At 64.8% G+C, this 18,467-nt stretch carries 18 protein-coding genes; 10 read left to right on the top strand and 8 right to left on the bottom strand.

Annotated features, from left to right (window positions below):
* The first annotated feature begins 116 nt into the window (after positions 1 to 116).
* From AACW18_RS20720 to AACW18_RS20700, 5 genes are all read left to right on the top strand, one after another.
* Positions 117 to 1,271, top strand: coding sequence for a GGDEF domain-containing protein (locus AACW18_RS20720; RefSeq protein ID WP_218389720.1), 1,155 nt, complete (start codon positions 117 to 119; stop codon positions 1,269 to 1,271).
* A 31-nt stretch (positions 1,272 to 1,302) separates the two neighbouring features.
* The gene (locus tag AACW18_RS20715) at positions 1,303 to 1,566 is read left to right on the top strand and encodes a YihD family protein (protein WP_042654446.1); all 264 of its coding nucleotides are present in this window, start codon (positions 1,303 to 1,305) and stop codon (positions 1,564 to 1,566) included.
* Between the two features lie 196 nt (positions 1,567 to 1,762).
* Positions 1,763 to 3,211 (top strand): cytochrome c oxidase accessory protein CcoG, encoded by a 1,449-nt coding sequence (gene ccoG, locus AACW18_RS20710; RefSeq protein ID WP_218329614.1) that lies wholly within the window; start codon positions 1,763 to 1,765, stop codon positions 3,209 to 3,211.
* 142 nt (positions 3,212 to 3,353) lie between these two features.
* The gene (locus AACW18_RS20705; RefSeq protein WP_218292087.1) at positions 3,354 to 4,343 is read left to right on the top strand and encodes a serine/threonine protein kinase; all 990 of its coding nucleotides are present in this window, start codon (positions 3,354 to 3,356) and stop codon (positions 4,341 to 4,343) included.
* Between the two features lie 140 nt (positions 4,344 to 4,483).
* On the top strand, positions 4,484 to 5,092 hold the full coding sequence (locus tag AACW18_RS20700) for a thiol:disulfide interchange protein DsbA/DsbL (RefSeq protein WP_218389719.1): 609 nt from the start codon (positions 4,484 to 4,486) through the stop codon (positions 5,090 to 5,092).
* 105 nt (positions 5,093 to 5,197) lie between these two features.
* Here AACW18_RS20700 and phnE read toward each other — a convergent pair whose 3' ends face one another.
* The 5 genes from phnE to AACW18_RS20675 all read right to left on the bottom strand — a co-directional run bounded on the left by phnE (position 5,198) and on the right by AACW18_RS20675 (position 10,454).
* Entirely contained in the window at positions 5,198 to 6,736 is a 1,539-nt protein-coding gene (gene phnE, locus AACW18_RS20695) for a phosphonate ABC transporter, permease protein PhnE (protein ID WP_256351972.1), read from the bottom strand.
* Positions 6,733 to 7,494, bottom strand: a complete 762-nt coding sequence (locus AACW18_RS20690; protein WP_218389717.1) for a phosphonate ABC transporter ATP-binding protein — start codon at positions 7,492 to 7,494, stop codon at positions 6,733 to 6,735. Before AACW18_RS20690 ends, phnE begins: the two co-directional genes overlap by 4 nt.
* A complete protein-coding gene (locus AACW18_RS20685) occupies positions 7,491 to 8,336 on the bottom strand; it encodes a putative selenate ABC transporter substrate-binding protein (protein WP_218389716.1) in 846 nt (281 codons plus the stop codon). The genes AACW18_RS20690 and AACW18_RS20685 overlap by 4 nt, the downstream gene beginning before the upstream one ends.
* Before the next feature lie 123 nt (positions 8,337 to 8,459).
* Positions 8,460 to 9,638: a nicotinate phosphoribosyltransferase gene (gene pncB, locus AACW18_RS20680; RefSeq protein WP_218389715.1), complete on the bottom strand. Its 1,179-nt coding sequence runs from the start codon at positions 9,636 to 9,638 to the stop codon at positions 8,460 to 8,462.
* A gap of 180 nt (positions 9,639 to 9,818) precedes the next feature.
* Entirely contained in the window at positions 9,819 to 10,454 is a 636-nt protein-coding gene (locus AACW18_RS20675; protein WP_218389714.1) for a nicotinamidase, read from the bottom strand.
* A gap of 74 nt (positions 10,455 to 10,528) precedes the next feature.
* Between AACW18_RS20675 and AACW18_RS20670 the strand changes: the two genes are divergently transcribed.
* Both AACW18_RS20670 and AACW18_RS20665 read left to right on the top strand, forming a co-directional pair.
* Complete coding sequence (locus tag AACW18_RS20670) at positions 10,529 to 11,179, top strand: NUDIX hydrolase (RefSeq protein WP_218389713.1); 651 nt, start codon at positions 10,529 to 10,531, stop codon at positions 11,177 to 11,179.
* Positions 11,176 to 11,658, top strand: a complete 483-nt coding sequence (locus AACW18_RS20665; protein WP_218389712.1) for a DUF523 domain-containing protein — start codon at positions 11,176 to 11,178, stop codon at positions 11,656 to 11,658. Before AACW18_RS20670 ends, AACW18_RS20665 begins: the two co-directional genes overlap by 4 nt.
* Here AACW18_RS20665 and AACW18_RS20660 read toward each other — a convergent pair.
* The 3 genes from AACW18_RS20660 to AACW18_RS20650 all read right to left on the bottom strand — a co-directional run bounded on the left by AACW18_RS20660 (position 11,604) and on the right by AACW18_RS20650 (position 15,118).
* Positions 11,604 to 12,557: an acyltransferase gene (locus AACW18_RS20660; RefSeq protein ID WP_218389711.1), complete on the bottom strand. Its 954-nt coding sequence runs from the start codon at positions 12,555 to 12,557 to the stop codon at positions 11,604 to 11,606. The genes AACW18_RS20665 and AACW18_RS20660 overlap by 55 nt on opposite strands.
* A 9-nt stretch (positions 12,558 to 12,566) precedes the next feature.
* Positions 12,567 to 13,466 carry an acyltransferase gene (locus AACW18_RS20655; protein ID WP_218389710.1) on the bottom strand — a complete coding sequence of 300 codons (900 nt, stop codon included), beginning with the start codon at positions 13,464 to 13,466 and terminating at the stop codon, positions 12,567 to 12,569.
* Positions 13,467 to 13,603: 137 nt separating this feature from the next.
* A complete protein-coding gene (locus AACW18_RS20650) occupies positions 13,604 to 15,118 on the bottom strand; it encodes a YifB family Mg chelatase-like AAA ATPase (protein WP_218389709.1) in 1,515 nt (504 codons plus the stop codon).
* Between the two features lie 383 nt (positions 15,119 to 15,501).
* On the opposite strand from AACW18_RS20650, the gene ilvG reads away from it, so the two are divergent.
* The 3 genes from ilvG to AACW18_RS20635 are packed head-to-tail and all read left to right on the top strand — an operon-like array spanning position 15,502 to position 18,338.
* The gene (ilvG, locus tag AACW18_RS20645) at positions 15,502 to 17,148 is read left to right on the top strand and encodes an acetolactate synthase 2 catalytic subunit (protein WP_042654434.1); all 1,647 of its coding nucleotides are present in this window, start codon (positions 15,502 to 15,504) and stop codon (positions 17,146 to 17,148) included.
* Entirely contained in the window at positions 17,145 to 17,393 is a 249-nt protein-coding gene (gene ilvM, locus AACW18_RS20640) for an acetolactate synthase 2 small subunit (protein ID WP_033129032.1), read from the top strand. The genes ilvG and ilvM overlap by 4 nt, the downstream gene beginning before the upstream one ends.
* Positions 17,394 to 17,405: 12 nt before the next feature.
* The gene (locus tag AACW18_RS20635; RefSeq protein ID WP_218389708.1) at positions 17,406 to 18,338 is read left to right on the top strand and encodes a branched-chain amino acid transaminase; all 933 of its coding nucleotides are present in this window, start codon (positions 17,406 to 17,408) and stop codon (positions 18,336 to 18,338) included.
* Positions 18,339 to 18,467: the final 129 nt, after the last annotated feature.

Here is an 18,467-nt window from a genome sequence, read left to right as displayed (position 1 = left end):
TGCCGATTGGATGCTTCCCGTGCGCTGGCTGAGCGGCAGCATAATAGCGGGCAATTGATTGTTGGCCTGGAAGGGGGAGTGCTAAACTGCCCGGCTCTTGTACAGGGAGTATCCAGTTGACCCAGAGTGTCACACGCCAGGTGCAGCAAGCCATCATGGCCCAACTCTATGCCCACGCCTCGTTCAGCCTGCCTTGTCTGGCGCTGTTGGCGCTCGGCTGGAGCCTGCTGTTTCACGACTATCTGCCGGCCGGGGAGGCGCTGGGTTGGCTGGGGCTGATCTGCCTGCTGCTGCTGGCACGCTGGTGGCACCTGCGCTGGCGCCGGCCAAGGCTGGCGCAGATCCCGTTGCCGGTGCTGGAGCGGGAGCTGTTCATCGGGGTCACCATCACCTCCATCCTCTGGGCGCTCGGGGTGCTGCTCTACATGGATCGGCTGCCCGACACCTATCGCGCCGCCATGATGATGCTCGCCAGCCTGATCCTCACCGGCAGCGCCATCATGCTGTTCGGCTGTCGCCGTGCGCTCTACGGCGCCGTGCTGCCGCTCGGCCTCGCCATGCTGTTCGAGCTGGGGGGCGGCAACGAGCAGGAGCGCATCGTCTCCTGCCTGCTGGCGGGTTACCTGTTCGTGTTTCTGCCGACCCTGTTGCGTCGCCTGCGGCGGGATCAGGTGGCCTCCCTCTATCACCGCTTCGCCAACGCGGATCTGGTGGCCGAGCTCAAGACGGTGTCCGAGCACCTCAGGCTCACCTCCCGGCTGGACGGGCTGACCGGCATCGCCAACCGGGCCCACCTCGACGACACGCTGGCACGCGCCTGGCGTCGCTGCCAGCGGGCCAAGGCGCCCCTCTCCCTGGTGCTGGTGGACGTGGATTACTTCAAGCAGTTCAACGATCTCTACGGCCATCAGCTGGGGGACGACTGCCTGCAACAGGTGGCCTGCCTGCTGGCCGAGGTGCTGCGGCGGGAGGACGATCTGGCCGCCCGCTACGGCGGGGAGGAGTTTGCCCTGCTGCTGCCCTGCACCGGCCTGCAGGGGGCCATCCAGATCGCCGAGCAGGTGCGCCGAGCCCTGCGCTCCCTGGGCATCCCGCACCAGAAATCCCTGGTCTCCGGCCGGGTCAGTTGCAGCTTCGGGGTGGCCACTCTGGTGCCGGATCCCAGCCTCTCGACCGCAGAGCTGATCCAAAAAGCGGATGCGGCGCTCTATCAGGCCAAGCATAATGGGCGGGATCGTATCGAAGTAGCCTTGATGGGTAAGGTTGCCTGAGTTTCACATGACAGATTTAAAGAGGTCGTCTATGCAATGTCATCGTATCGAAGAGCTGCTGGAGCTGTTGCAGCCCGCCTGGATCAAGGAGCAGGATCTCAGCCTGGTGCAGTTCGTCAGCAAACTGGCGGCAGAGGCCGGTTATGACGGCGCCCTGGCCGAGCTGACCGACGACATGCTGATCTACCACCTCAAGATGCGGGAGTCCGACAAGCAGGCGATGATCCCGGGCCTGGCCAAGGATCATGTCCCCGACTTCAAGGAAGCCCTGCTCAAGGCGCGCGGCATCAAGTAAAGCTTGCTCCTGCGGTAGGCTTTGAGGTTTTCAAAAGAATCTCTAAAAAGAGCCCATAGTCAACCGACTATGGGCTCTTTTTGTTAGCCGAAATTGCGACAACACTCGAACTATAGATACATTTAACCCACACAATTAGCAGGCTGTTTAAGATATAATCGGCTTCATAACAATATGAGTGGAGCTATGTGTTGAAATGGCCGACCAGGACAAGATCGATATCAAGGATGTCACAGGCGATGTCACCGGGACCTTCAATCCCAACACGTTCAAAGCCGGCGATGACAGGTTCAACCCCGGTAACAGCATCTATGTGAGATCCCAGACCGGCTACTGGCAGCGGGTGCGCAAGGCCATGGGCTGGTTCTTCGTCGCCCTCTTCGTCACCCTGCCCCTGCTGCGCTACGACGGCCGTCAGGCGGTGCTGTTCGATCTCGAACACCAGCAGTTCCACATCTTCGGCGCCACCATCTGGCCGCAGGATCTGACCCTGCTGGCCTGGGTCTTCATGATCGCCGCCTTCGCGCTCTTCTTCGTGACCACCTTCCTCGGCCGGGTCTGGTGTGGCTACCTCTGCCCGCAGACGGTGTGGACCTTCATGTTCATCTGGTTCGAGGAGAAGCTGGAAGGCTCCGCCAACAAGCGCCGCAAGCTGGACGCGGCCCCCTGGAGCGGCGAGAAGCTGGCGCGCAAGGGCACCAAGCATCTGGCCTGGCTCCTGCTGTCGCTCGGCACCGGTCTCACCTTCGTCGCCTACTTCCAGGATGTGTTCCAGCTGGTGCCGGAATTCTTCACCCTGCAGGCGAGCGGCTGGGTCATCTTCTGGGTGCTGTTCTTCGCCGCCTGCACCTACGGCAACGCCGGCTGGATGCGCGCCATCATGTGCATCCACATGTGCCCCTATGCCCGCTTCCAGTCCGCCATGTTCGACAAGGACACCTACATAGTCGGCTACGACAGCAAGCGCGGCGAGACCCGCGGCGCCCGCAGCCGCAAGGCCGATCCCAAGGCGCTGGGGCTGGGGGACTGCATCGACTGCGATCTCTGCGTGCAGGTCTGCCCGACCGGCATCGACATCCGCGACGGCCTGCAGTACGAGTGCATCAACTGCGGCGCCTGCGTCGACGCCTGCGATCAGACCATGGATCGGATGGGCTATGCGCCCGGCCTCATCAGCTACACCACCGAGCACAAGCTGGCCCACAACGTCACTCAGGTGGCGCGGCCCAAGCTGCTCGGCTATGGCCTGGTGATGGTCATCATGCTGGGGGTGTTCGTCTACAACGCCATGTCCATCATGCCGATGGGGCTCGACATACTGCGGGATCGCAACCAGCTGTTCCGCGAGAACAGCGAGGGGCTGATTGAGAACACTTATACCCTCAAGATCCTCAACAAGACCCTGCAGCCCCAGACCTATCAGCTGGACGTGGAAGGGCTGCCGGAGCATCAGTGGTTCGGCCCGCGCGAGGTGACTCTCAAACCAGGGGAAATCTTCACCCTGCCGGTGAGTGTGGCGGTGGACCCCTTCAACCTGAAGCGACCGACCCTGGACATCCAGTTCGTGCTGAAGCGGGAAGGGGCGGCAGAGGGCGACAGCAAGGGCACCCTGCGCCAGGCCAGCAAGTTTATCAGCCGGCTGTGACGGCCTTGGCCATGAGCGGAGTGGGTCCGCCCTGGCGGTCGTTCCCTGCCCAGGTGCAACCCGGCCGGCTTATCGACCGGTGCCGAGGGCGGTATTCATCCGCCATCTCGGATAGAATGGGGCGCAACAGCGCCCCTTTCTCATGGTGGATGACATGCGTTTCAACTATTCCGACCTCAATCCCGATCTCATCATGGATGCGATCGATCTCAGCGGCCTGCGCATCGATTCCGGCCTCATCGAGCTCAACAGCTACGAGAACCGGGTCTACCAGTTCCAGGATGAGGATCGCCGCCGCTTCGTGGTGAAGTTCTATCGTCCCGGTCGCTGGAGCCGGGCCCAGATCCTGGAGGAGCACGGCTTCTCCGCCCGCCTCAACGAGGCGGAGATCCCGGTGGCGGCGCCGCTCGCCTTCGCCGGTGAGACCCTGCTGGAGCATCAGGGCTACCCCTTCGCCATCTGGCAGAGCGTGGGGGGCCGCCAGTTCGAGGTGGACAACCTGGATCAGCTGGAGTGGGTGGGGCGCTATCTCGGCCGCATCCACCGCATCGGCGCCAGCCGCCCCTTCCATCACCGCGTCCGGCTGGACGTGGAGAGCATGCTGCACGAGCCGCGCCAGCTGCTGGCGGCCGGTGAGTGGGTGCCGAGCGGGCTGGCCAAGCAGTTCTTCGGGGTGCTCGACGAGCTGATCCGGCATGTCTGCGACGCCATGACCCTGGACGTGGCCCAGATCTCCCTGCACGGGGATTGCCACCCCGGCAACATACTGTGGCGCGACGGCCCCATGTTCGTCGATCTCGATGACTGCCGCACCGGCCCCGCCATCCAGGATTTGTGGATGCTGCTGTCCGGCGATCGCAACGAGCAGCTGATCCAGCTCGATACCCTGCTGGCCGGCTACGAGGAGTTCATGGAGTTCGACCCGCGGGAGTTGGCGCTGATCGAGCCGCTGCGGGCCATGCGCATCGTCCACTACATGGCCTGGCTGGCCCGGCGCTGGGAAGATCCGGCGTTTCCGCGCCACTTCCCCTGGTTTGGCACCGACCACTACTGGCACCAGCAGATCGCGACCCTGCATGACCAGCTCGCCGCCCTGCAGGCGCCGCCCCTGTCGCTGACGCCGGGGTGGTGATGCCGTTTGCGGGTCCTCGTGCCCGCTGGCGACCCTGCCTGGCTCGCCTTGGGCATTGACGGCAAGAGGGTGACGCAATAGGCTTGGACTGCTTCGGTTCGCCGGGCGTGCCTCACAGTGATCCCTTAACAGGAAACGTCATGAAAAAAGTACTATTTTTCCTCGCTGCCATGCTGATGATCCCCATGGTTCACGCCGCCCCGGAATTCAAGGAAGGCGTCAACTATGACGTGGTTACCCAGACCGGCAGCGCCCAACCGGAAGTGCTGGAGTTCTTCTCCTACTTCTGCCCGCACTGCGCCAAGTTCGAGCCGATTGCCGAGGATCTGAAGAAGAACCTGCCGGAAGGCGTGCCGATGAAGAAGAACCCGGTGGCCTTCCTGGGCCGCGAGATGGGTCCCGAGATGCAGCGTGCCTATGCGGTCGCCAACCTGCTGAACGTGGAAGGCAAGCTGACCCCGGCCATCTTCGACAAGATCCATACCCAGCGTCAGATGCCGCAGAACCGTGCTGACGTGAAGCAGATCTTCGTGGACAACGGGGTGCCGGCCGAAGAGTTCGACGGTGCCGTCGACAGCTTCGCGGTCTCCGGCATGGTCTCCCAGTTCGATCGCAACACCGAGAGCTACAACATCCGCGGTGTGCCGGCCTTCCTGGTCAACGGCAAGTACATGGTGAAGATTGAATCCATCACCTCCCAGGAGCAGTTCAACCAGCTGGTGAAGTTCCTGCTGGCCAAGAAAGACTGATCCCGCCTGACCTCATGAAAAAAGCCCGCCGGTGCGAACCGGCGGGCTTTTTGTTTTTTACGACCATCTCGGCGGGCAAGACCGACGGGGCGGATCGATCCGGATTCAGATCTGGCAGTCCCGCTGGGACGGCGCCGGCCGCGGCAGCCGGGTGCGGCGGCTGACGGCCTCCGCCAGCCAGACCAGCAGCAATATGGCCAGGATCAGGGTGGCCGCCTGATCGTAACGGAACAGGCTCAGGGACACATAGAGCTGCTGCCCCAAGCCGCCGGCGCCCACCACCCCGAGGATGGTGGCGGCGCGCAGGTTCATCTCGCCGCGATAGAGGCTGTAGGCCAGCCACTGGCGCGCCACCAGCGGGAACAGGCCGTACCAGAAGCTGGCGATGCGACCGGCGCCGCTCAGCTGCAGGGCGAGGCGGGGGGCCTGATCCGCATTCTCCAGCGTTTCCACGAACAGCCGCGCCAGCACCCCTGTGGTGTGCAGCGCCAGCGCCAGTATGCCCGCAACCGGCCCCAACCCGACCGCGATCACCAGCAGGCTGGCGAAGATGAGCTCGGGCACGGAGCGCAGCAGGTTGAACAGCAGCCGCAGCGGCCAGCAGTGACGGGCGAGGCAGGCCAGCGGCAGGGCCAGCAGGGCGCTCAGCAGGGTGCTCAGCAGCGCCATCTGCACCGTATCGAGCAGGCCGGTGCCCACCGTCAGCAGGAAGGGCGTAGACCAGTCCGGCTGCAGAAACTCGCCGACAAACTGCCCCACTCCGCCGAAGGAGAAGCTCAGCATGCGCCAGTCGAGCTGGTGGAACGCCAAGGCGCCGGCCAGCCCCAGGCAGGCCAGCAGTTGCAGGCCGGGGGAGCGGCTGTGGCGCAGCCAGGCGCTGAGGCCGTCGGCCAGGGTCACCAGCAGGATAAAGGCCAGCAGCAGGGTCACCACCTCGCCGCCGGCAAACATGCGCAGGGAGAGTTCGAGCTGCTGGCCGAGCCCGCCGGCGCCGACGAAGCCCATGATGACGGAGGCGCGCAGGGCGCACTCCCAGCGATAGACGGTGTAGGAGAGCAGTTCCTGGCGTACCGCGGGCAGCACGCCGTACCAGAGCGCCTGCAGGCGGCCGCTGCCGCCGAGCAGCAGGGCGCGGGCCGGTTGCAGGGCACCGCTCTCCATGATCTCGTTGTAGACCTTGGCCAGCATGCCGCCGTAGCTGACGGCGATGGCCAGGATGGCGGCCAGGGGCCCGAGCCCGGACAGCCGCACGAACAGCAGCGCCCAGATGAGCTCGGGCAGGCTGCGCAGCAGGATGGCGATCAGCCGGCTGAGGGCCCGCAAGGCGCCGCGCAGCGGGCTGGGAATGGGGCCCAGCTCGGCCAGCGACAGGGCGCGGGAGCCGAGCAGGGCGAACGGGACGCCGAGCAGCAGGGCACCGGCCAGCCCCAGGGTGGCGACCGCCAGGCTCTCCAGGGCAGCACTCAGGGTCAGGCCGAGAAAGTCCTGATCCATGCGGGGTGGCCAGCTGGTGGCGAGGAAGTTGCCCATCTGCCGCCAGCTCTGGCCGTCGAACAGTCCGAGCCAGCCCTCGGCATGCTGCCACACGCTGATGCCGATCAGCGCCAGCAGCCAGGGCAGGGGATGGCGCCAGCGATCCGTCAGCCCAGGCACGCATCCACCTCGTCGTCGCCGGCGTAGAGCGCGCTCAGCATGGCCGGGGTGACCGCCTGGGCGGGGCAGTCGAACTGCACCCGTCCCTCGCGCAGGCCTATGATGCGGGGGAAGCGCTCGAGCGCCAGCTCGACCGCATGCAGGTTGGCGATGAGCGTGCTGCCCCGGGCGCGGGCCTGGGCCAGCAAGGCGTCCAGGCTGCTGCGGGCGAGCACGGGATCGAGGGCGGAGACAGGCTCATCGGCCAGGATCAGGTCCGGCTGTTGATAGAGCACCCGGGCTATGCCGACCCGCTGCAACTGGCCGCCGGAGAGCTCGCCGCAGCGCTGCTGCCACTTGTCGGCGAGGCCGAGGCGGGCCAGCTCGGCCCTGGCCCCCTCGGGGTCGCAGGGGCGCAGCAGCGAGAGCAGGGCGCGGCCGAGGGACCATTGACCGAGCCGCCCGGCCAGCACGGCGGTCAGCACCGGCTGGGAGGCGGGCAGGGGCGGCTGTTGCCAGACCATGCCGATCCGGCTGCGCAGCCGTTGGCGGGCGTGGCTGGAGAGGGCCCAGGGATCCTGCCCCCAGAGGCTGAGGCTGCCCTCCCCGCGCAGCTCGGTGCCGAGCAGGCGCAGCAGGCTGGTCTTGCCCGCCCCGCTCGGCCCTATGATGGCGACGCACTCACCCGCCTCCAGCCGCAGGCTGAACGGGTGCAGGATGCGGCTCTGGCCGAGCCGCAGTCCCTCCCCTGTCAAGGCGACGGCGATCACTTCAGCAGGCCGGCCTGGGTCGCGGCGGCTTCGATGCCCAGGTAGTTCTCGGGCTTGGTCTCGATGAAGCGGCTGGCTCGTTGCAGCTTGAGTATCTCGGCCTGGGCCGGGATGGCGGGATCCAGCTTGAGGAAGGCCTGCTTGATCTTCTCCTGCAGCGCCGGGTCCAGGTCGCCGCGCACCGTCCAGTTGTAGTCAAAATAGGTCGGCGTGGTCCAGATCACCTTCACCTTGGCGGTATCGACCTTGCCCTCTTCCACCAGCTTGTCCCACACCGAGGCGTTGAGCGCACCGGCCGGCACCTTGCCGGAGGCGACCCAGGCGACGGTGGCGTCGTGGGCGCCGGAGAAGGCGACATGGGCGAAGTCACGCTCCGGCACTATGCCTTGCTCGGCCAGGAAGTGGCGCGGCATCAGGTGGCCCGAGGTGGAGGAGGGGGAACCGAACGCGAAGTCCTTGCCCTTGGTGTCGGCCAGGGTCTTGATGCCGCTGTCCGCGTTGGCGATGAATTTGGAGGTGAACTGGGCATCTTCCTGACGCTGTACCAGCGGTACTACCTTGTCGGCCCGGCGATGGGCCTGCACGTAGGTGAAGCCCCCGAGCCAGGCCATGTCGAGCTTGCCGGAGGCCAGCGCCTCCACCACGGCGGCGTAGTCGTTGACCGGCACGAACACCACCTCGCGGCCGGTCTGCTCGGCCAGGTAGTCACCCAGCGGGGCAAACTTGCGCTGCAGCTCGGTGGGAGCCTCGTCCGGAATGGCGGAGACGCGCAGCGGCTCGGCGGCGGTGGCACCCAGGCTGGCGAGCAGGGTGGTGAGGGCAAACATCCATTTACGAGTCATGGCAGTTCCTTGTGGTCTGTCGTTCGGGCAAGAGAAAGGCCCGACAACTGTCGGACCTGGCAAGTGAATCATGGTAGGGCGCCGGCGGCGTGATGCACAAGGCGGCGCCCCTAAAAAGCTACCTTACACCCCGACGTGAAACGCCTGCTTGAGGTTGCGGATGAAGTCCGCATCCCGGCACAGGGTCTTGCCCGGGCTGTCGGAGATCTTGGCGACCGGGCCACCGTTGCACTCCATCAGCTTGAAGACGATGTTCATCGGGCTGACGCCGGGCAGATCGCAGGTGAGCTTGGTGCCGATGCCGAAGCTGGTGTTGATGCGGCCGCGGAAGTGGCGGAACAGCTGCACCGCCTTGTCGAGGTTGAGGCCGTCGGAGAACACCAGCGTCTTGTCTCTGGGGTCTATGCCGAGCCGCTGATAGTGGCTGATGGCCTTCTCGCCCCACACCACGGGATCGCCGGAGTCGTGGCGCAGGCCCTGGTAGCGGCTGGCCAGCTCGAAGTCGAAGTCGCGCAGGAAGGCATCCATGGTGATGCAGTCGGTCAAGGCGATGCCGAGGTGGTTGGTGAACTCATCCAGCCAGCTGGTGAGGGCCGCGCGCTGGCTGTGCTCCAGCGGGAAGCCGAGCTGCTGGTGGGCCTGGAACCATTCGTGGGCCTGGGTGCCCACCGCCGGCAGCCGGTATTTCTGGGCCAGCTGGTAGTTGCTGGTGCCCTTGAATGCCGGCAGACGCTCCTTGAGACGGCCCACCACGGCGTCCTGCACCGCGTGGGAGAAGCGGCGGCGGGTACCGAAGTCGATGAGGTTGAAATCCTGCATCTCCGCCGGGCTCAGCTCATGCTCCAGCTTGTCGATCTTCTGATCCAGCCGCTCCAGCGCCTGACTCACCCCGAACTGGGGATAGCGGAAGCGGTTGCGCATCTCGCTGATGATGGCGAGCACAGGTATCTCCCACAGGATCACGTCCTGCCAGGGGCCCTCGACCCGCACATTGATGCGACCATCCTGCTCGAACACCCGCAGCAGGGAGGCGTCGAGCGGCTTGCGGCGCAGGTGATCGAGGTAATCGGCGGTGAAGAAGGGACGCTCGGCCAGGAAGTCGAGTTCGGGCTTGGTCAGCCGCAGGGAGCCGGCGAGGCGCAGCTGCTCCTCGATCTGGCCCATCATGGGCAGCAGATCCTCTTCATTGCGGCTGTGGAACTCGGCCACCACCTCGGCATCCGGATAGCGATGGAACACGGCCTGCTGCATGTGCAGCTTGTAGGCGTCGGTGTCGAGCAGGCTGGTGAGAATCGGCGGCATATCAGACTCCCCGCAGGCTGGTGAGCGCGATGACGTTCCCCTGCCGCATAGGTAATTTGCAGGCATCGGTGTCGAGCAGGCTGGTGAGGATAGGAGGCATATCAGTATCCTGGCAGGCGGGTGACCTGCCGCATGGGTAAGTTGCAGGCGCCGGGCAGGCTGATGAGAGTGATGGGCATGTCAGGCATCCAGCAGGCGTTGTACATCGGTCAGGGTCTGGGCCAGTTCGGCGCCGGCCTCGATCATCTGGGTGCGGGCCTGGGCCACCGTCTCGGGGTTGATGCCACGGCAGGCGTCGAGATGAACAATAACCCGCAGGCCGGCCCGGCGCAGTTGCAACACGCTGGTCTTGACGCAGTAGTCGGTGGCGAGGCCGCCGACCAGCACAGTGCTGACGCCGCGGGACTGCAGAAACTCGATGAGGCCTGTACTGCGCCGCTCGGCCAGGTCGTGGAAGCAGGCGCCGTAGGGATGCAGATCCGGCTCGACCCCCTTCCAGACGAAGAAGTCGTAATCGATGGGGGCGGGCAGGCCATCCAGCAGCTCGAAGCCCGGGGTGCCCGGCACACAGTGCACCGGCCAGCTGAGGTCGGCGTTGGGCAGATCCAGCGGCTGCAGCATGTCGGCGGGGTCAGAGACAGCCCAGGCGGCATTGCGGGGGTGGGCATCCTTGCTGCCTGCCCGCAGGCTGGCGAGGCGGGCCTGGGCGTTGAGCGCAGCCACAATTGCATCCCCACCCGCAACGGGCAGTTCGTTCGGGCAGAGGGGGGTGAAGCCCTTCTGCGCATCAATATCCAGGCTGGCGACGGTTCCCATGATTGGCTCCTGCACATACTATCCTTGTGATATTATCTACCAAACATTATTGGAAGGCGAGCAGGTCAGTCAGGATGCCGAGAATGAGTCTGGATATGGTGGTGCTGCGGTTGAACGAGGAGCGGCTCGAGCTGCTCCTCGAGACCCGCGATCGCCCCCCCTTTGCCGATAGCTGGCAGTTGCCCGCGCTGCGCATCGACGAGACGCGGGACCGGGATCTGGACGCCGCCCGCCATCGCCTGCTGGCGGAGTGGGGGCTGGGCCACTGCTACAGCGAGCAGGTCTGCACCCTCGGCAATCTGGAGCGGGATCCCCGCGGCTGGTCCACTACCCTGGTCTACCTGTGCCTGGTCGAGCCGGAGGTGGAGGTGGTGCGCGGCTGCTGGCATCCGCTCTCGGTCTTGCCGGGCCTCGGCCTCGCCTTCGACCACGGCCAGCTGATCGCCAAGGGGCTGGAGCGGCTGCGCATCAAGAGCCGCTACAGCACCCTGCCACTGCAACTGCTTGGCCCCGAGTTCACCCTCTCCGAGGTGCAGCGCGCCTTCGAGGTCATCCTGCAGACCCCGATGAACACGGCGGCGTTTCGCAAGCGCATCCACCGCGCCGATATCCTGGTGGATACCGGCCGCAAGCGCACCGGCAAGCAGCGCCCGGCCATCCTCTACCGGCTGGAGAGCCCCTGCTGCGTGATGTTTGATCAGGTGATGAATGGAGCTGAAGCATGAACCATAAACCGCTACGCGTGCTGGTCAGCGCTTGCCTGCTCGGGCAGCCAGTGCGTTACGACGGTCAGAGCAAGGGGATCCTCAGCGACTGGCTGAGCGCGCTGGGGGCCGAGGGGCGCACCCTGGCCTTCTGCCCCGAGGTGGCCGGTGGCCTGCCGACCCCGCGCCCGCCCGCCGAACGGCAGGGGGAGTTGGTGGTGACTCAGTCTGGGCTGGACGTGACCGCCGAATTCGATCGCGGTGCCGAGCTGGCGTTGCGGCTCTGCCAGAGCCAGGGGATCCGCTTCGCGCTGCTCAAGGAGGGGAGTCCCTCCTGCGGCAGCGGCCGCATCTACAACGGCCGCTTCGAGGGAGTTTCGGTGGCGGGCGAGGGCAAGACCACGGCCCTGCTGCGGCGCCACGGCATCAGAGTCTTCTCGGAGGATCAGCTGCCCGAGCTGGCCTCGGCGCTCACCTTGGCGACCACCGCCTCGACCTGAGCCGCCGCATCGGCCTCCTGCCACTGCGCCAGCACCCTGTCCTTCTCCTGCCAGTGCTGGTTCAGCCACTGCTGGAAGCCCCGCTTGAACTGCTTGTCGTTGAAGTAATCCCCCACCAGCGGCTCATCGACGGGCAGCTCCTCGATACGCACCCGAATGCGCTTCATCCGCCCCATCAGGAAGTCCTTGAACGGGGTCTCGGCGTTGTCCGGATAGCTGATGGTGACGTTGATCAGGCTGTCGAACTGCTCCCCCATGGCGGCCAGGGTGAAGGCCAGCCCCGCCGCCTTGGGCGGCATCAGGTGACGGTAGGCTGAGCGCACCGCATCCCGCTTGGGCTCGGTGAAACGGGTGCCTTCCACGAAGTTGATGACGGTGGTGGGGATGTGGCGAAACTTCTCGCAGGCGTTGCGGGTGGTCTCTATGTCCTTGCCGCGCAGGTGCGGGTTGCGCAGCAGGAATGCCCGCGAGTAGCGGCGCATGAAGGGCATGTCCAGCCCCCAGCAGGCCAATCCCATCAGCGGGATGTAGATCAGCTCATGCTTCATGAAGAACTTGGGCACCGGCAGCCGGTCCCTGAACAGATGGCCCAGCACCACTATGTCGGTCCAGCTCAGGTGGTTGCTGACGATCAGATACCAGCCATCCTTGCGCAACCGGGTGTCGTCTTCGATCTGCCATTCGATGCGGGTGGTGAGGCGGATCACCAGGGCGTTGCAGCTCAGCCAGAAGCGCATGATGCCGTTGTTGATCCGGCTGCAGGCGTGGCTGAGGCCCGGGATCGGCAGCAGCTTGATCAGCGACACCAGCAGGATCAGGCTGGAGACCAGGATGATGAACAATATGGTCAGGCTGGCGCTGATGAGCAGCACCAGCGGGCCAGGAAGAAAGGTGAGCATGGGTGTCGTTTACTGTGTCTCGTCCGCCAGCAGTTGGCTCAGGGTCTGATCCTTCTCGTGCCAGATCCCGTTCAACCACTGTTGAAACTCTTGTTGGAACTCGGGGTCATTGAAGTAATCCCCCACCAGATTGCGTTCGATCGGCAGATAGCGCACCCGAACCTTGATTTCCCTGACCCGCCCGCACATGAAGTCCCAGTAACTGGGGATGCCGCCCGGATAGGCGATGGTCACATCCACCAGCTGGTGCAGTTGATCCCCCATGGCCGCCAGGGTAAAGGCGACCCCGCCCGCCCTCGGGTGCAGCAGATGGCGATAGGGGGCGGCCTGCTTGTCATGCTTGTGGGCGGTGAAGCGGGTGCCCTCCACGAAGTTCATCACGCTCACCGGAATGTGGTGGAACTTGGCACAGGCCTTACGGGTTGTTTCTATGTCCTTTCCCTTCAGATGAGGGCGTTTTTCCAGAAACTTTCGGGAATAACGTCGCATGAAGGGGAAATCCAGCGCCCACCAGGCCAGACCGAGAAAAGGTACCCAAATCAGTTCTTTCTTGAGGAAAAACTTCAGGAAGGGGATTTTTTGATTAAAAATCCGCTGCAATACCAGTATGTCGACCCAGGATTGATGGTTGGCAATCACCATATACCACTCATTCCGGCGCCCTTTGTCCACTCCGACCACCTCAAAAGTGGTTCTGATGATGACTTTCTGGATCAGATTGTTGAAACCTATCCAGCAGCTGGCGCAGCCATCCAGCAGGGCGTTGCAGAGGGTACGCCAGCCCCTGATCGGCAGCAGCAGCTTGACCAGGCCAAGCAGCAGTATGGGGACAAACCAGAACAGGGTATTGAGGAAATAGAGCAGGGTCGAGAGGCTGCCGCGCAGTCGCTCTATCAGCTTGTTTTGCATGAATCGAGTCCGTCTTCTTGTCTGTGGATGACCACCAAGTGGTCAGATCTGTGGCCATAATATCAGCCGATGGCGCGCTAAACCATGTCTGGCAGCCACGGACCACATAGGACTCACTTTCCCATAATCCCAGTCATTCAGCCGCTGCGCAGGCGGGAGAGCAGCCGATCCATGGCCCTGTAGCCGAGCGCCTCGATCAGGTGCTCCTTCTCGATGGCGGGCCGGCCCGCCAGATCCGCTATGGTGCGCGACACCCGCAGTATGCGGTGCCAGGCCCGGATGCTGAGCCCCAGCTTCTGGATGGCGCTCTCCAGAAACTCGGCATCTTGCGCCGATAGTCGGCAAATATCTTCGATCTCGCGGCTATCCAGCAGGTTGTTGAGCTTGCCATTGCGGCTCAGCATCCGCTCCCGCGCCGCCAGCACCCGCTCCCGGATCTGGCGGCTCGGCTCACCGCGCTCCGCCTTGCCGGTGAGGCTGCCCTTGGGCAGCAGCGGTACCTCCACCGTCAGATCGAAGCGATCCAGGAAGGGGCCGGAGAGCTTGCCGAGATAGCGCAGTATCTGATCCGGGCTGGAGCGGGTCTGGCCGTCCCCATAGTGGCCGCAGGGGCTGGGATTCATGGCGCCAATCAGCTGGAAGCGGGCGGGAAAGTCCACCTGGCGCGCGGCCCGGCTGATGGTGATGTGGCCGGTCTCCAGCGGCTCGCGCAGGGAGTCGAGCACCTTGCGCTCGAACTCCGGCAGCTCGTCGAGAAACAGCACTCCGTTGTGGGCCAGCGAGATCTCACCGGGTCTCGGGTGGCTGCCTCCCCCCACCAGGGCCACCGCCGAGGCGCTGTGATGGGGCGTGCGATAGGGCCTGTGGTGCCAGTGGCCGACCCGAGGAGTCAGCCCACCGATGGAGTGGATGGCGGCGGTCTGCTGCGCCTCCTGCTCACTGAGCGGCGGCAGTATGCCGGGCAAGCGGCTCGCCAGCATGCTCTTGCCGGTGCCGGGGGGGCCTATGAACAGCAGGTTGTGGCTGCCGGCGGCGGCGATCTCCAGCGCCCGCTTGGCCTGGGACTGGCCGATCACATCCTGCAGATCCGGCACGTCGGGCAGCGCCTCCGTGCTCTGGGGCTCCGGCAGGGGCAGCTCGTACTGGCCCGCCAGCCAGGCGGTGACGGCCAGCAGCTGGTGGGCGGTGCGCACCTCCGCATCCTGGATGAGGGAGGCCTCGGGGCCGTTCTCCCGCGGCACCAGCAGGGTACGGCCCGCATCGCGGCAGGCGAGCACGGCGGGCAAGACCCCGAGTACGGGGCGGATCTCGCCGGTCAGGGCCAGTTCCCCCAAAAATTCATGATCGAGCAGGTATTTTGCCGGTATCTGCTTGGAAGCGGCGAGAATGCCGATGGCGATGGCCAGATCGAAACGACCCCCCTCCTTGGGCAGATCGGCGGGGGCCAGGTTGACCGTGATGTGTTTGCTCGGGAACTCGAAGTTGCCGTTGAGCAGGGCGCTGCGCACCCTATCCCGCGACTCCTTCACCGAGGTTTCCGGTAATCCCACCATGTTGAAGGCGGGCAGCCCGTTGGATAAATGGACTTCTACCGTGACTTGCGGCGCCGCGATCCCCAGGCTGGCACGGCTATAAACCACAGCTAATGACATAAATCCCGTCCTTGGTTTGATGTATGTGCTGGTTAACCGTTTTTTATTAGTTTTTTGTGCCAGTCAGAGGCCGTCGGCGCACTTGAAATCAGAGTCTTGTCAGCTAAAAAACGCTTGCCCAATAAAAATCACCGTGCTAGTTCTAATAGCCATTCGCGGTGCAAACCGCCCCGATTTCACAGGATTTCCGGTTGTAACTATGAACATGGCCTCCCGTTTCGTCAGCATTATTGTGGTCCTAGTGGTGATTATTATCTCACCGCTCGGGGCTCGTTTAGCTGCACGGAACAAGGGATAGACCCACCACCGGACAGAACGAAACAAGCGACCCCCGAGCCTCACGGCTCGGGGGTTTTTTTTCGACCAAAGGACAGGATTTCCACATGAACGGCGCGCAGTTTTTGGTACAGGCTCTCAAGAAACAGGGTGTGACCCAGGTGTTTGGTTACCCGGGCGGGGCCATCATGCCGGTCTACGATGCCCTGTATGACGGTGGTCTGGCCCATCAGCTCTGCCGCCACGAGCAGGGCGCCGCCATGGCGGCGGTGGGCTATGCCCGCGCCTCCGGCCGGGTGGGGGTCTGCATCGCCACCTCGGGCCCGGGTGCCACCAACCTGGTGACCGGGCTGGCGGAGGCGCTGCTCGACTCGGTGCCGCTGGTGGCCATCAGCGGCCAGGTGGCTTGCGCCGCCGTGGGCACCGATGCCTTCCAGGAGGTGGATGTACTCGGCATGTCCCTCTCCTGCACCAAGCACTCCTTCATGGTGACCGACCCCGCCGATCTGGGGCGGGTGCTGGCCGAAGCCTTCGCCATCGCCACCGAAGGCCGCCCCGGCCCTGTGCTCATCGATTTCCCCAAGGATATCCAGCTGGCCGCCGTGCCCACCCTGAGCCCGCTGTTTGCGGTGGCGGAGCCGGAGGCCCTCAACCCGGCCGAGATCGGCGCCGCCCGCGCCCTGCTGGCGGCCGCCGAGCGCCCCGTGCTCTACGTCGGGGGTGGGGTCGGCATGGCCAATGCCGAGGCCGAGCTGCGCGAGTTTGCCGCCACCAGCGGCATGCCGGCGGTCACCACCCTCAAGGGGATAGGGGCGCTGGATCCCGATAGCCCCGTCTATCTCGGCATGCTCGGCATGCACGGCACCAAGGCCGCCAACTACGCGGTGCAGCAGTGTGATCTGCTGCTGGTGGTGGGCGCCCGTTTCGATGATCGGGTGACCGGCAAGCTGGACGAGTTCGCCCCCCACGCCAGGGTGGTCCATCTGGACGTGGACGCCGCCGAGTTCGGCAAGCGCCGCGCCGCCGAGGTGGGCATCACCACGGATCTGAGGCTGGTGCTGCCGGCGCTGGCCATGGCCCTCGACATCGCACCCTGGCGCGAGCACTGCGCCGCCATGGCACGGGAATATGCGTTTCGCTACGACCACCCCGGCCAGCCCATCTATGCCCCGGCCCTGCTCAAGCAGCTCTCCGAGCGTCTGCCCGAGAGCAGCGTGGTGGCCTGCGACGTGGGCCAGCACCAGATGTGGGTGGCCCAGCACATGCGCTTCACCAGTCCGCGCAACCACCTCTCCAGCGCCGGCCTCGGCACCATGGGCTTCGGCCTGCCCGCCGCCATCGGCGCCAAGATGTCGCGGCCGGATGATGAGGTGGTGCTGGTGAGCGGTGACGGCTCCTTCATGATGAACGTGCAGGAGCTCGGCACCATACGCCGCGCCCAGCTCAAGGTGAAAATGGTGCTGATCGACAACCAGCGTCTCGGCATGGTGCGCCAGTGGCAGGAGCTGTTCTTCGACGGCCGCTACAGCGAGACCATACTCTCGGACAACCCGGACTTCATCGCCCTGGCCGCCGCCTTCGGCATCCCCGGCGAGACCATCAGCTGCAAGGCGGAGATAGCGCCGGCACTGGGCCGTCTGCTGGCGAGCGAGAGCGCCTACCTGCTGCATGTCGCGATTTCAGAGGAAGAAAACGTCTGGCCCCTGGTGCCACCAGGAGTCGCCAACCACAAGATGATGGAGCAACGCCCATGAACCAGCACACATTGCATATTCACGCCCAGCCGAGACCCGAAGTGATGGAGCGGGTGCTGCGGGTGGTGCGCCACCGCGGCTTCGCGCTCTGCGCCCTCAATATGGAGCAGGATTGCCAACAGCTGCGGATCACGGTTACTGTCGAGTCGGTGCGTCCCATCCAGCAGTTGTGGAGCCAGCTGGTCAAGCTGGTGGACGTCTCCCGGGTCGATGCACTGGAACAGCAGCCCCGGATCAGCGCTTAAGGAGCAAAGCCAATGTCACAGCCTTCCCACCCCCAGTACATCTGGTTCAACGGCAAACTGGTGCCCTGGCAAGATGCCCAGGTCCACGTCATGAGCCACGCCCTGCACTACGGCTCCTCGGTGTTCGAGGGGGTGCGTGCCTACGATACCCCCAAGGGGACCTGCATCTTCCGTCTGCAGGAGCACACCCGCCGCCTGTTCGACTCCGCCAAGATCTACTGGATGGACGTGCCCTACAGCGAGGCCGAGGTGAATGACGCCTGCCGCACAGTGGTGCGCGAGAACGGCCTCAAAAGCGGCTACCTGCGCCCACTGGCCTTTGTCGGCAACGTGGGGCTGGGGCTGCATCCTCCGCTGGATGCCAAGGCGGATCTCATGGTCGCCGCCCTGCCCTGGGGCGCCTACCTCGGCGAAGAGGGGCTCAAAAACGGGGTGGATGTGTGCGTCACCTCCTGGAGCCGGCTCGCGCCCAACACCATCCCCACCGGTGCCAAGGCCGGCGGCAACTATCTCTCATCCCAGCTGATCAGCAGGGAGGCCAAGCGCAACGGCTTCGCCGAGGGGCTGGCGCTGGACGTGAACGGCTATCTGAGCGAGGGGGCGGGGGAGAACCTGTTCCTGGTGAAGAACGGCGTGCTGTTTACCCCGCCCGCCACCGCCGCCATCCTGCCCGGCATCACCCGCGACACCATAATGACGCTGGCTAAAGATCTGGGCTATGAGGTGCGCGAGCAGGCGCTGCCGCGCGAAGCGCTGTACGTGGCGGACGAGATCTTCATGACCGGCACCGCCGCCGAAGTCACGCCGGTGCGATCCGTGGATCGGATGAAAGTCGGGGCCGGGAGCCGTGGCCCCGTGACCGAGCGGCTGCAGAATGCCTTCTTCGGCCTGTTCAACGGCCAGACCGAGGACAAGTGGAACTGGCTGACCCCGGTCAACGACTGATCGAAGGCTGAGCGGGCGATCCGTCGCCCGCTCTCAGACCAGAGTCGGCTATGGCAAGGGCAGATCCTTTGCCACAACCGATTTGCAGTGACAGTTTTGCATCACTAATTTGCCCAACCGGGCTCATGT

The organism is Aeromonas sp. sia0103, from assembly GCF_963895295.1.
GTDB classification, from domain to species: domain Bacteria; phylum Pseudomonadota; class Gammaproteobacteria; order Enterobacterales; family Aeromonadaceae; genus Aeromonas; species Aeromonas encheleia.
This window is presented reverse-complemented; position numbering and strand designations above follow the sequence as displayed.

Excerpts from the sequence above, each read along its gene's own strand:
- AACW18_RS20650 (WP_218389709.1), bottom strand. The coding sequence starts at position 15,118 with ATGTCATTAGCTGTGGTTTATAGCCGTGCCAGCCTGGGGATCGCGGCG.
- AACW18_RS20700 (WP_218389719.1), top strand. The coding sequence starts at position 4,484 with ATGAAAAAAGTACTATTTTTCCTCGCTGCCATGCTGATGATCCCCATG.
- AACW18_RS20660 (WP_218389711.1), bottom strand. The coding sequence starts at position 12,557 with ATGCTCACCTTTCTTCCTGGCCCGCTGGTGCTGCTCATCAGCGCCAGC.
- ilvM (WP_033129032.1), top strand. The coding sequence starts at position 17,145 with ATGAACCAGCACACATTGCATATTCACGCCCAGCCGAGACCCGAAGTG.
- ilvG (WP_042654434.1), top strand. The coding sequence starts at position 15,502 with ATGAACGGCGCGCAGTTTTTGGTACAGGCTCTCAAGAAACAGGGTGTG.
- AACW18_RS20665 (WP_218389712.1), top strand. The coding sequence starts at position 11,176 with ATGAACCATAAACCGCTACGCGTGCTGGTCAGCGCTTGCCTGCTCGGG.
- AACW18_RS20675 (WP_218389714.1), bottom strand. The coding sequence starts at position 10,454 with ATGGGAACCGTCGCCAGCCTGGATATTGATGCGCAGAAGGGCTTCACC.
- pncB (WP_218389715.1), bottom strand. The coding sequence starts at position 9,638 with ATGCCGCCGATTCTCACCAGCCTGCTCGACACCGACGCCTACAAGCTG.
- AACW18_RS20635 (WP_218389708.1), top strand. The coding sequence starts at position 17,406 with ATGTCACAGCCTTCCCACCCCCAGTACATCTGGTTCAACGGCAAACTG.
- AACW18_RS20705 (WP_218292087.1), top strand. The coding sequence starts at position 3,354 with ATGGTGGATGACATGCGTTTCAACTATTCCGACCTCAATCCCGATCTC.
- AACW18_RS20715 (WP_042654446.1), top strand. The coding sequence starts at position 1,303 with ATGCAATGTCATCGTATCGAAGAGCTGCTGGAGCTGTTGCAGCCCGCC.
- AACW18_RS20670 (WP_218389713.1), top strand. The coding sequence starts at position 10,529 with ATGCCGAGAATGAGTCTGGATATGGTGGTGCTGCGGTTGAACGAGGAG.
- AACW18_RS20655 (WP_218389710.1), bottom strand. The coding sequence starts at position 13,466 with ATGCAAAACAAGCTGATAGAGCGACTGCGCGGCAGCCTCTCGACCCTG.
- ccoG (WP_218329614.1), top strand. The coding sequence starts at position 1,763 with ATGGCCGACCAGGACAAGATCGATATCAAGGATGTCACAGGCGATGTC.
- AACW18_RS20685 (WP_218389716.1), bottom strand. The coding sequence starts at position 8,336 with ATGACTCGTAAATGGATGTTTGCCCTCACCACCCTGCTCGCCAGCCTG.